The organism is Sphingomonas vulcanisoli, assembly GCF_011761305.1.
GTDB lineage: Bacteria > Pseudomonadota > Alphaproteobacteria > Sphingomonadales > Sphingomonadaceae > Sphingomonas_I > Sphingomonas_I vulcanisoli.
Genome location: NZ_JAAOZC010000002.1, coordinates 506,084 through 516,614, shown reverse-complemented (window position 1 = coordinate 516,614; position 10,531 = coordinate 506,084). Strand labels below are relative to the sequence as shown.

At 63.9% G+C, this 10,531-nt stretch carries 17 protein-coding genes and 1 riboswitch; of the genes, 6 read left to right on the top strand and 11 right to left on the bottom strand.

Features of this window, described 5'->3' with window-relative positions; all coding sequences use genetic code 11:
- Positions 1-246 precede the first annotated feature (246 nt).
- From FHS31_RS06605 to FHS31_RS06595, 3 genes are read right to left on the bottom strand one after another with little or no spacing between them, the layout of a single operon-like run.
- Complete coding sequence (locus FHS31_RS06605) at positions 247-963, bottom strand: dienelactone hydrolase family protein (RefSeq protein WP_167072557.1); 717 nt, start codon at positions 961-963, stop codon at positions 247-249.
- A 46-nt stretch (positions 964-1,009) separates the two neighbouring features.
- The gene (locus FHS31_RS06600; RefSeq protein WP_167072556.1) at positions 1,010-1,321 is read right to left on the bottom strand and encodes a hypothetical protein; all 312 of its coding nucleotides are present in this window, start codon (positions 1,319-1,321) and stop codon (positions 1,010-1,012) included.
- A 32-nt stretch (positions 1,322-1,353) separates the two neighbouring features.
- Entirely contained in the window at positions 1,354-1,665 is a 312-nt protein-coding gene (locus FHS31_RS06595) for a hypothetical protein (protein WP_167072555.1), read from the bottom strand.
- Between the two features lie 157 nt (positions 1,666-1,822).
- Here FHS31_RS06595 and FHS31_RS06590 point away from each other — a divergent pair, with 157 nt between their 5' ends.
- From FHS31_RS06590 to FHS31_RS06570, 5 genes are all read left to right on the top strand, one after another.
- Entirely contained in the window at positions 1,823-2,521 is a 699-nt protein-coding gene (locus FHS31_RS06590) for a tetratricopeptide repeat protein (protein WP_167072554.1), read from the top strand.
- A gap of 13 nt (positions 2,522-2,534) precedes the next feature.
- Complete coding sequence (locus FHS31_RS06585; protein WP_167072553.1) at positions 2,535-3,872, top strand: PQQ-binding-like beta-propeller repeat protein; 1,338 nt, start codon at positions 2,535-2,537, stop codon at positions 3,870-3,872.
- Positions 3,873-4,028: 156 nt separating this feature from the next.
- Positions 4,029-4,136, top strand: a riboswitch (TPP riboswitch).
- 29 nt (positions 4,137-4,165) lie between these two features.
- Complete coding sequence (gene thiC / locus FHS31_RS06580) at positions 4,166-6,046, top strand: phosphomethylpyrimidine synthase ThiC (RefSeq protein ID WP_167072552.1); 1,881 nt, start codon at positions 4,166-4,168, stop codon at positions 6,044-6,046.
- A 43-nt stretch (positions 6,047-6,089) separates the two neighbouring features.
- Entirely contained in the window at positions 6,090-6,950 is an 861-nt protein-coding gene (locus tag FHS31_RS06575) for a small ribosomal subunit Rsm22 family protein (RefSeq protein ID WP_167072551.1), read from the top strand.
- Positions 6,951-6,991: 41 nt separating this feature from the next.
- Complete coding sequence (locus FHS31_RS06570) at positions 6,992-7,561, top strand: alpha-ketoglutarate-dependent dioxygenase AlkB family protein (RefSeq protein WP_208408579.1); 570 nt, start codon at positions 6,992-6,994, stop codon at positions 7,559-7,561.
- A 2-nt stretch (positions 7,562-7,563) separates the two neighbouring features.
- On the opposite strand, the gene FHS31_RS16575 is transcribed toward FHS31_RS06570, so the two are convergent.
- From FHS31_RS16575 to FHS31_RS06535, 7 genes are all read right to left on the bottom strand, one after another.
- Positions 7,564-7,653, bottom strand: coding sequence for a hypothetical protein (locus tag FHS31_RS16575; protein WP_341786304.1), 90 nt, complete (start codon positions 7,651-7,653; stop codon positions 7,564-7,566).
- Between the two features lie 69 nt (positions 7,654-7,722).
- Positions 7,723-8,124 carry a DUF2442 domain-containing protein gene (locus tag FHS31_RS06560; RefSeq protein ID WP_167072549.1) on the bottom strand — a complete coding sequence of 134 codons (402 nt, stop codon included), beginning with the start codon at positions 8,122-8,124 and terminating at the stop codon, positions 7,723-7,725.
- Positions 8,117-8,356 (bottom strand): DUF4160 domain-containing protein, encoded by a 240-nt coding sequence (locus FHS31_RS06555; RefSeq protein ID WP_167072548.1) that lies wholly within the window; start codon positions 8,354-8,356, stop codon positions 8,117-8,119. Before FHS31_RS06555 ends, FHS31_RS06560 begins: the two co-directional genes overlap by 8 nt.
- Positions 8,357-8,386: 30 nt before the next feature.
- Entirely contained in the window at positions 8,387-8,653 is a 267-nt protein-coding gene (locus FHS31_RS06550) for a Txe/YoeB family addiction module toxin (protein ID WP_167072547.1), read from the bottom strand.
- Positions 8,650-8,904, bottom strand: coding sequence for a type II toxin-antitoxin system Phd/YefM family antitoxin (locus FHS31_RS06545; protein WP_167072546.1), 255 nt, complete (start codon positions 8,902-8,904; stop codon positions 8,650-8,652). Before FHS31_RS06545 ends, FHS31_RS06550 begins: the two co-directional genes overlap by 4 nt.
- A gap of 46 nt (positions 8,905-8,950) precedes the next feature.
- Entirely contained in the window at positions 8,951-9,172 is a 222-nt protein-coding gene (locus tag FHS31_RS06540; RefSeq protein ID WP_167072598.1) for a type II toxin-antitoxin system RelE/ParE family toxin, read from the bottom strand.
- Positions 9,173-9,228: 56 nt separating this feature from the next.
- A complete protein-coding gene (locus tag FHS31_RS06535) occupies positions 9,229-9,486 on the bottom strand; it encodes a type II toxin-antitoxin system ParD family antitoxin (RefSeq protein ID WP_167072545.1) in 258 nt (85 codons plus the stop codon).
- Between the two features lie 140 nt (positions 9,487-9,626).
- Here FHS31_RS06535 and FHS31_RS06530 point away from each other — a divergent pair, with 140 nt between their 5' ends.
- Positions 9,627-10,088 carry a hypothetical protein gene (locus tag FHS31_RS06530; protein WP_167072544.1) on the top strand — a complete coding sequence of 154 codons (462 nt, stop codon included), beginning with the start codon at positions 9,627-9,629 and terminating at the stop codon, positions 10,086-10,088.
- A 5-nt stretch (positions 10,089-10,093) separates the two neighbouring features.
- On the opposite strand, the gene FHS31_RS06525 is transcribed toward FHS31_RS06530, so the two are convergent.
- Positions 10,094-10,480: a MarR family winged helix-turn-helix transcriptional regulator gene (locus tag FHS31_RS06525; protein WP_243843301.1), complete on the bottom strand. Its 387-nt coding sequence runs from the start codon at positions 10,478-10,480 to the stop codon at positions 10,094-10,096.
- Between the last annotated feature and the right edge of the window lie 51 nt (positions 10,481-10,531).

Sequence of the window (10,531 nt, the reverse complement as noted above, 5' to 3'; positions counted from 1 at the left end):
CCGCGACAATCTCGCCCGCTTCAACCGGCGCTCAAAACGCTACTCCAAATCCCTCGATATGCTCGATGCCACACTCACACTCTTCTTCCATCGACTCCTCATCAATGCAATACAAAGTGAACAATGCCCCTGTAAGGGGAGGTGGCGCGCGCAGCGCGTCGGAGGGGTATCCCGCTATCGAGGGGGTTACACCCCTCCGTCAGCCCTGCGGGCTGCCACCTCCCCTTGCAGGGGAGGATCGAAGACCTAAGAAACGCCGCCGAACGCGCCATCCAGATGCGTCAGCAGCGCCGCCCAGGAAAGCCGGTCGGCGGCGGGATCATAGCCCATACGCGGATCGCTGTGCGCCGCGACATCCACATTGGTGAAGCTGTGCAACGCGCGGCCGTGGACGATCAGCTGCCAGTCGGCCTCCGCCGCGCGCATCTCCGCCTGGAATGCCGTGACGTCCTCGGGCGGAACGATCGGATCGCGGTCGCCGGTGCAGGCCAGGATGCGGGGCCGGATCGTGCCCGGATCGGCCGGGCGCCTGGTCGTCAGCACACCGTGGAAGCTGGCCACCGCCGCCAGATCGGCCCCACTGCGCGCCAGTTCGAGTACCGTATAGCCACCGAAGCAATAGCCGATCGCGCCCAAACGCGCCGGCGGCAGTCCCGTCCGCTCGCGGAGCGCTGCCAGGGCGCCGGCAACGCGGCCGCGCAGCAAGCCGGGATCCCCGCGCAGCAAATCGAACGCCTCCGCCATCGCGGCACCCTCCAGCACGCGCCCGCCGCCGTGCATGTCCGCCGCAGCGGCGGCATAGCCCAACTCGGCCAGCATCCGGCAATGGCGGCGGACGTTGCCGCCGATCCCATCCGCTTCATGGATAACCAGGACGGCGCGACCGTTCGCCGCACCGACCGGCGCGTAAAATTCGCCGACGGCTTCGATATCCCCGGCGGCATGACGCCACGTTTCGCTCACATTGCCCCTCCCGTGAGAGAGGGGTGCCTTCGCCCCTCCCGATTACTCAACAGCCGTTGCGGCGGTTCTGCGCGGCATCGTGCTTCTTGTCGAGATGACGGCCGAGCAGGCCGCCGCCGATCACGCCCGCCGCAATGCCGACCGGCCCCGCGCCCAGCGCCGCCGCGCCGAGACCGCCGCCGCCCGCACCGGCGAGCAGGCCGGTCGTGCCTTTGCTCTTCTTGCAGCGATAGCGGTAATAATGGCGGTGGCCGTTATAGGTGCGGTAATAGCCCTGCGCATCGGCGGGCGCGATCGGCACAATCGAGGGCGCCGCGACGGCGGCGATCAAGGCCGCAATTCCAAGCTTGGTCTTCATTATATCATCCTTCGATTGGGTCCTGCCGCCGATCAGCAGCCGTTGCGGCGATTCTGCGCGGCGTCATGCTTCTTATCGAGGTGACGGCCGAGCAACGCGCCGCCGACGCCGCCGAGCAAGGTGCCCGCCGTGCCGCCGCCGAGCGCGCTGCCCAGCACTGCGCCGCCCGCGCCGCCCGCGATCAGCCCGGTGGTGCCGCTGCTCTTCTTGCAGCGATAGCGGTAATAATGGCGGTGGCCGTTGTAGGTGCGGTAATAGCCCTGCGCATCGGCGGGCGCGACCGGCACGATCGTGGGCGCCGCCACGGCGGCGATCAATGCGGCGATTCCGAGCTTGGTCTTCATCTGGATCAACTCCCTTGGCTTTTGCGGATCAATGGATTGGGGGCCGTAACGGTTCCATGGCCGCGCATTCGGTCCATCGCGCACAGCTTCCGTTCAGCCGAACGCGGCGCTAAGAGGGCGCGCGCGCCCCTGTCGGAGCGCGTTTTCGGAGTTTGCCTTGGCCCGCACACCACAGACCGACGAATCCTTCCTGCGTGAGGTGGATGATAATCTGCGGCAGGATCAGATGGTGGATCTGGCGCGGCGCTGGGGGCCCCCAATCGTCACTTTGCTGCTCGTCGCGCTCGTGCTGCTCGCGGCGGGGCTGTGGTGGCGCGGGCATGACGCCTATCAGCAGGGCCTGAAGAGCGAGGCGCTGGCCAAGCCGCTCGACGATCTCGAGAATAATCAGCCGCTTTCCAATCCTGCGCCGCTGCGCGCGATGGCCGCGGATTCGAAGGGCGGCTATCAGGCGGTCGCGCGGCTGGCGCTGGCTGCCGATGCCGCGCGGCGCGGCGATCCCAAGGCTGCCGCCGCCGATTATACAGCGATCGCGGGCGATAGCGGCCTGCCGCAGCCGATCCGCGATCTCGCCCAGGTTCGCGCCACCGCGCTTCAATATGACAGCATCACGCCCAATGCGGTGATCGATCGGCTCAAGGCCATCGCCGTGCCCGGCAACGCCTTCTTCGCCTCGGCCGGCGAGATGACCGCCAACGCCTATCTCGCGCTCGGCCAGAAGGATCGCGCGGGCCAGCTTTTCGCCACCGTCGCCCGCGACACCAGCGCGCCCGCTACCTTGCGGGCCCGCGCCGCCGGCATGGCGACCTCGCTCGGCCAGACCGTCGCGCCCGTCGCCGGCGCCGACACGCTTTAAGGAAGACGAACGAATGCGCTTGAAGTCCCTGGCCCCGCTTGTCGCGTTGGCGGCCCTTCCCCTGCTCGCCGGCTGCAGCCTGTTCGGCCAAGGCAAGGGCGAGCATCGCCCGAAGACCGCGGTGCTCGGCGATCGCATCCCCGTGCTCGCGCAGACCAGCGATGCCGAGATCGATCCCGCGCTCGGCAGCCGCCCGGTCACCGTGCCCGCGCCGGAGACCAACGCCGATTGGCCGATGCCCGGCGGCAATCCTTCGAAGGTGATGAACAATCTCGCCTTCAACGGCCTCAACCGCGCCTGGACCGCGCGCATCGGCAAAAGCAGCCCGAAAGCGCGCTTCGCCGCCGCGCCGACCGTGGCCGAGGGCCGGGTGTTCGTGATCGATACCGATGCGGTGGTCCACGCGCTCGATCTCAAGACCGGCGCCAAAGTGTGGACCGCCGCGCTTTCGACCAAGAAGAAGGAGAAGCCGTCGCGCTTCGGCGGCGGCGTTTCCTATGACGACGGCAAGGTGTTCGCCACCGACGGTCTCGGCGATGCCGCCGCGCTCGATTCGAAGACCGGCAAACTGCTGTGGAAGGTCCGCCCCGCCGGCCCGCTGCGCGGCGCGCCTACGATCGCCGGCGGCAACATTTATGTCGTGACGCAGGACAACCAGCTCTACGCTTTGTCCGAGGACAAGGGCGATGTCGTCTGGACGGTCTCCGCGACGCTGGAGACGGCGGGCGTGTTCGGGGTCGCCGCGCCTTCGATCGGGCAGGGCACGGTGGTCGCGGGCTTCTCGTCCGGAGAGCTATCGGCGCTGCGTTATGAGAATGGCCGCGTCGTCTGGCAGGATCAGCTCTCGCGCACCTCGATCTCCACATCGGTCTCGTCGATCTCGGACGTCGATGCCTCGCCGGTGGTGGATTCGGGCCGCGTCTATGCGATCGGCCAGGGCGGACGCATGGTGGCGATGGACCTGCTCTCCGGCGTGCGTATCTGGGAGCTTACGATCGCGGGCATCGATACGCCGTGGGTGGCGGGTGACTGGCTGTTCGTTGTGACCGACGAGGCCAAATTGCTCTGCCTCGATAAGATCAGCGGCAAGGTCCGCTGGATCGCGCAGCTGCCGCGCTGGATCGATCCCAAGAGCAAGAACAAGCCGATCCAGTGGAACGGCCCCGTGCTCGCCGGCGGCAAGCTCTACCTGACCAACACGCGCGGCAACATGGCGGCGGTGACCGTGGCGGACGGCAAGATCGATATGGCGAAGAAGCCGATCGGCAAGGGCTTCTTCCTCGCGCCGATCGTGGCGAGCGGCACGATGCTGACGCTGGATGTGGCGGGTACGATCACGGCCTATCGGTGAGGCGCTGACGCCGCGCTGCCTACCACTTCGTCATGCCGGACTTGTTCCGGCATCCACCCATTCTCACGCTCCGGAGTTCGTGGTGGGGTGGACCCCGGAACACGTCCGGGGTGACGATAAGCGCTTTCCTCGCCCTCCTCATGCGCCTACAACTGCCGCCATTCCCCGGGGGGCCGATGCGATCGGCTGAGAGGCGGTTGAAGACCGCGACCCGCTGAACCTGATCCGGTTTGAACCGGCGTAGGGAGGGAGCGATGCACGCGCCCTTTCTCCGACTTTGGAGCGCGTTGAAAATGGCCGATATCCCCTCCCGCACCGAGCTTGCCGTTACCACCGGCCCCATTCGCGGATCGCGCAAGGTGCATGTCGGCGATCTGCGCGTGGCGATGCGGGAGATCGATCTCGAGCCTTCGTGCGGCGAGCCCCCGTTGCGCGTTTATGACACCTCCGGCCCCTACACCGATCCCAAGGCGCGGATCGATATCATGGCGGGCCTGCCCGAACTGCGTCGCGACTGGATCCGCGCACGCGGTGATGTCGAGGAGGTCAGCCAGCGCGAGGTACGGCCCGAGGATAATGGCCAGCTCGGCCCCGATCGTTCCGGTGGCGTCCCCCAATTCCCCAACGTCCGCCGCCGCGTGCTCCGCGCCACCGCCGGCAGCAACGTCAGCCAGATGCACTACGCCCGCAAAGGCATCATCACGCCCGAGATGGAATATGTCGCGATCCGCGAGAATGTCGGCCGCGCCGCCGCCAAGGAGGCGCTGATCCGCGATGGCGAGAGCTGGGGCGCCGCCATCCCCGATCACGTCACCCCCGAATTCGTCCGCGATGAAGTGGCGCGCGGCCGCGCGATCATCCCGAACAACATCAACCACCCCGAGAGCGAGCCGATGGCGATCGGGCGCAATTTCCTCGTCAAGATCAACGCCAACATCGGCAACTCCGCCGTCGCCAGCAACGTCGCCGCCGAGGTCGATAAGATGGTCTGGTCGATCCGCTGGGGCGCGGATACGGTGATGGACCTCTCCACCGGCCGCAACATCCACGACACGCGCGAATGGATCCTGCGCAACAGCCCCGTGCCGATCGGCACCGTGCCGATCTATCAGGCGCTGGAAAAGGTCGGCGGCATCGCCGAGGATCTCACCTGGGAGATCTTCCGCGATACGTTGATCGAGCAGGCCGAACAGGGCGTCGATTATTTCACGATCCACGCGGGCGTGCGCCTGCCCTATATCCCGATGACCGCCAAGCGCGTCACCGGCATCGTCTCGCGCGGCGGATCGATCATGGCGAAATGGTGCCTCGCGCACCACAAGGAGAGCTTCCTCTACGAACGCTTCGACGAGATCAGCGAGATCATGAAGGCCTATGATATCGCTTACTCGCTGGGCGATGGCCTGCGCCCCGGATCGATCGCCGACGCCAATGACGAGGCGCAGTTCAGCGAGCTATACACTTTGGGCGAGCTCACCCACCGCGCCTGGGCGCAGGATGTGCAGGTGATGATCGAGGGCCCCGGCCATGTGCCGATGCACAAGATCAAGGAGAATATGGACAAGCAGCTGCAGGTCTGCGGCGAGGCGCCCTTCTACACATTGGGGCCGCTCACCACCGATATCGCGCCGGGCTATGACCATATCACCAGCGGCATCGGCGCGGCGATGATCGGTTGGTACGGCACGGCAATGCTCTGCTACGTCACGCCCAAGGAGCATCTCGGCCTGCCCGATCGCGACGACGTGAAGGTGGGCGTCGTCACCTACAAGCTCGCCGCCCACGCCGCCGATCTCGCCAAGGGCCACCCCGCCGCCAAGCTGCGCGACGATGCCGTGAGCCGCGCCCGCTATGAGTTCCGGTGGCGCGATCAGTTCAACCTGTCGCTCGATCCCGATACCGCGGAAAGCTACCACGATCAGACTTTGCCGGCAGAGGGCGCCAAGACCGCGCACTTCTGCTCGATGTGCGGGCCGAAGTTCTGCTCGATGAAGATCACGGCGGAGGTGCGGGAGTTCGCCGCGAAGCAGAATGCGGAGGCGGATCAGTTCTTGGCGGCCAAGCCGCAACTGGAAGCCGATCAGGCCGAGGCGGGGATGCGCGAGATGAGCAAGGTCTACAACGAGGGTGGGCGCGAGTTGTACATCGGTGCGGGCGCTCGAAAGCGAGATTGACCAAGCGATCGCTGTCTGTTAGACGAACAGATGGGGAACATTAATGCGAAGCGAGTTCGAGAAGGCACTTAGAAAGCTGCACCGTCAGGGCAAAAAGCAATTTGGCGACGATTGGATTGCGCGGCTCCAGCAGCGAAGAGCAAAGCTCGAAGGGTCTTATGCGACGCTTTATGAGCAAAACCGAGATCCTATTGCCTACGCTCCGCTGAGCGCACAGACGGCGTATGTCTTTGCCTATGCTCCCACGCGGGCAGAGTACACGCGGCAGTATCTACTTCGTCATCGTATGGCGATGAATGCACCAATCTTCACTCGCGATCGCGTTGAAGTAGTCAGCTTCGGTGGTGGCCCAGCAAGTGAGCTTGTCGGCCTCATTCGCTATCTTGAGGATGAGGCGGCTGGTGAGCCCGTAACAGCCATCGAATACATTGTTTATGACAAGGATGGCGATTGGGATGAGGTCGCAACAAAGATCGCCGCTGCAATCAACACCGAGATTGAAATCACCACTCGGTATGAGGCGACTGACGCAGCGAGCCGGACCAAAATGAGCGCGGTCGACCTTTCAAATACTGATTTGGTGATATGCAGTTATATTATGTCTGAACTTGCGAGATTGGAAGTCGCGGACCGAATAGCAGATAATTTTAGGGCAGCGCTTGGACGCATGAAATTAGGTTCGAAGATTGTATTTATCGACAATATGCATCCAATCGTTATCAAATATTTTCAATCTTGTAAGCTAGTGAGCGGGCTTACACAGCGGAATGACGATGGCGATCCCATAGTCTGTAATTTTCCAAAGATGACGGGAACGTTTGAGCAGCTGTCTCAGTTGCTGGAATGGGTGCCGCGCACGGACCTAAGATCCGTGTCGAAACTTATCGTTCGGACAAACATGTGAGAGACCTATTCACTCTCGACCGGCAGTTTGAGCCGATCCCTATGCCCGATGCGGACGTGTCGATCCTGCGCGATCTAGAAATGCCGCTTCCTTACGATGGGATGCTGCGGAAACTCTATCAACAAACGATTTGGCGTCAGGAGGCGGTTAGGGTTTACGGCAAGGAATATCAGCAGCCCCGCCTTGTGGCGCTCTATGGTTCCCCAGACAAGCGATACGACTACTCGGGTATAAGGCTGCATCCGCTGCCGTGGACCGACCTGCTGCGAGAAATCAAACGTCGAATCGAGGACAGCACGGACGCGACCTTCAATGCGGTCTTCCTGAACCTGTATCGCGATCACAACGACAGCATGGGGTTCCATAGCGATGATGAGAGGGAGCTCGGCAAGAATCCAATTATTGCGTCGCTTACCTTCGGCGCGACGCGCACATTTTTGCTCAAGCACAAATCTCGCAAAGACCTGCCATTGGTAAAGGTGCCTTTGGAGGCTGGCTCAGTGTTGCTGATGAAGGGAACAACTCAGCACAACTGGAAGCACGGCATCAATAAGCAAACAATGCCGTGCGGGCCCCGGATCAATCTGACTTTCAGGACGCTTTTAGGCTAACCTCAGTAATGATACCGGCACTGCGCCACTTCCAGCACCTGCGCCTCGCCCTTGCCGCTCACCCGATAGACCAGCCGATGCTCGCCAGTGATACGGCGGGACCATCAGCCGCAGCAATGGCCACCTAAAGGCTCGCACTTGCCCGTCCCGAGAAACAGCGCTCAGCCCGCCTTCCGCGGCCGCCCGCCCTTGGCGCCATTCGCCCGCGCCGCCGCCGCTTTTGCCTCAGACGTCCCGCGCCCCGCCTTCGCGGCCATCCATTTCGCGGTGCCGAAGATGCCGTTCATCAATCCGGGCACGGTATAATCGAGGTCCAGCGTCTCCCAGTGCAGACCGTAGCCCGCGCCGATAACCTCCACTTCCGCGATCTCGGCCGGGCTGGCATCGTGCAGGCCCTGCACCAAGCGCGGCGGAAACGCGAAGGTCGTGCCGTTGATCAGGTCCACGATCACGCGATCGGCCTTGGCATCATAACGCACGGCGGCGGCGTGGGGATGGGTCTCGCGGAAGATGCGGCCGCGCTCGGTCGCCGCCTCGATCGCCTCGTCACTGATCTCAACCATGCAGCTCCCTCCAACGCTCTAACAGAATGCCCTGCTGCTCCGCCACGATTCGCAGCGCCTTGCGCACATCGCCGGCCTTGAACCCGTCGTTCCGGGCCATTTCGGGCTGGCCGTTCGCGCCCCGCAGGACGATCTTGGCGTTGCCGTCTCCGCTGACATGAACGTGCGCCGGTTCGTGATCGTCCACAAAGATGACGAAGCGAAAGCCTGCCTCCCGATGCACAGTGACCATCAGCCAAGATAACCCATCAGGCTGGGTTTTTCAATAATGATACCGGCACTGCGCCACTTCCAGCGCCGGCGCCTCGCCCATGCCGCTCACCCGATAGACCAGCCGATGCTCGCGATTGATGCGGCGGGACCACCAGCCGCTCAGATTGCCGCCTAACGGCTCGGGCTTGCCGGTCCCGCGAAAGGGATCGCGCAGACATTCCTTGAGAAGCCCGTTGAGGCGGGCCAACTCCTTCGAGTCCTCGCCCTGCCAATAGAGATAATCTTCCCAGGCCGTCGGCCAGAAGACGAGCTTCACGGCTCGATCAGCTCATGCTCTTCGCCCTCACCGGCTTCGAGGCCGCGGATCGCCTCCAGCAGACGCTCGGCATTCACCGGCGACGCCATCAGGTGCAGCGTCTCCTCCATCCCCGCCCACTCGCTGGCCGAGATCAGCACGACATTCTCGCCGCGCTGGCGCGTGATCATGATCGGCGCGCGATCGGCCGCCGCCTTATCCAGCACGGCCTTCAGATTTTCGCGGGCTTCGGAATAGGTGACGGTCTGCATGGGCATACAGATGGACAGAGACTTGTCCAATGTCAATCTTGGCTCATCAGCTATCCGGATGCCGATCCACGTCCATCGCCTGGTGCAGCAGGCGGACAATGCGGATGGTCTGCCCTTCAATCCGGTAAATACGGTGCTGCCCGCTCCCTATCGATCGCAGGGCAGCTGGCGGTTTCGGATCGATCACGCCGATGCTCGGAAAGTCCACCAGCCGCCGAAACCCTGCCTCGATCGCGTCAAGATAGGCATTGCCGGCTCGATGCCCAATTCCATCAGGCTAAAATCGCGATGCTGTCGAGATCTGCCCGCGCCGCCCGGCTCAACTCAAGCCGCATCCGCGCTCCGGCCGCGCAGACCAGAGCGCAGTTCCTCCAGATACTCGAACGGATCGCGGTCGCTTACGCCCGACGCTAGACCCTCATCGATCGCCGCCAGCAACGCCTTGCGCCGCTCCTCGCGTTCCTGATCGCGGCGGACCAGATCGCGGACATAATCGCTGGTGCTGCTGTAGCGGCCCTCGGCAACACGCGCCTCGGCCCAGCCCTTCAGCTGTTCGGGAATCGAGATATTCATTTGTGCCATGAGCATCTTATACGATTCTGCGCTAAGCTTGCCAACAGAGGACGAGGCGATCGCTCGCAACACATTCTCCGTACCCATTACGTTAAGCTCGTCGATGCCACTGTTCGCGTCTGCCTCACGCCCGCTAGGACGAAAAAACCATGCTCCCCCTTCTCCTCCTCGCCGCCGGCGCCACGACTTCCGCGCCGACCCGGCAGCTCACCGTCAGCTATTTCAATCTGGCGCAGGAGCAGGGGCCGCTCTCGCCCGAGGATCTTGCCGCGCGGCAGGCGGATGCGGCAACGGGGGGTGAGGCGGTCGCGGCCGAGCTGGCGCTCAACGAATGGAAGCTCTGCGTGCTCGATTCGCTGGTCCGCTGGGCGCCGCTCAAGGAGGGGCCGGGGACGTTGGTCGATGGCGCTTACGGGCGCTGCGGTGATCTCGAGCGTGTCTATCGCAGCCATCTGATGAAGATCAGCCAGGATGGGCGGGTGATCGTCGATCTCAACCTCGCCAAGTTGATGACCAAGAGCCTGGAGGATGCGTGGCGGCTGCGGCTGATCGCCACCGCGCTCGATCAGGCGCTCGCCGCGCAGCCGGTCAACGGCAAGGCGGGGCGTTGATCCGGTCAGCCGACGAGGGAGGCCAGGCGGCTGTTGAGCTTGGCGAGCAGAGCCAGCAGATCGCGCTGTTCGCCCTCGTCCAGCGCACCGAACACCTGATCGATATAGGCCTTCTTCTCGGCATCGGCGGCGGCCATCGCTTGCTGGCCGAGCGCGGTAAGGCTGATCCATTTGGCGCGGCGATCCATCGAATCCGGCTCCCGCAAAACAAGGCCGTCGCGCTCCAGCCCGTCGATCGCCTCGGTCACGGTGCGGGGGGTCAGGCCGAGCAGGATGGCGAGATCGGTGGTGCGCAGCCGCCCTTCGCGGGCGATCATCATCAGCGGCCGGGCGCGGGCGTAGGAAACGCCCTTTGCCGCCATCAGACGATCCATCATGCGGTGCGACCGCATCAGAAAATCGCGCAGCGCATCGCCGAGGTCGGCATCAGCCGAGGATGAATG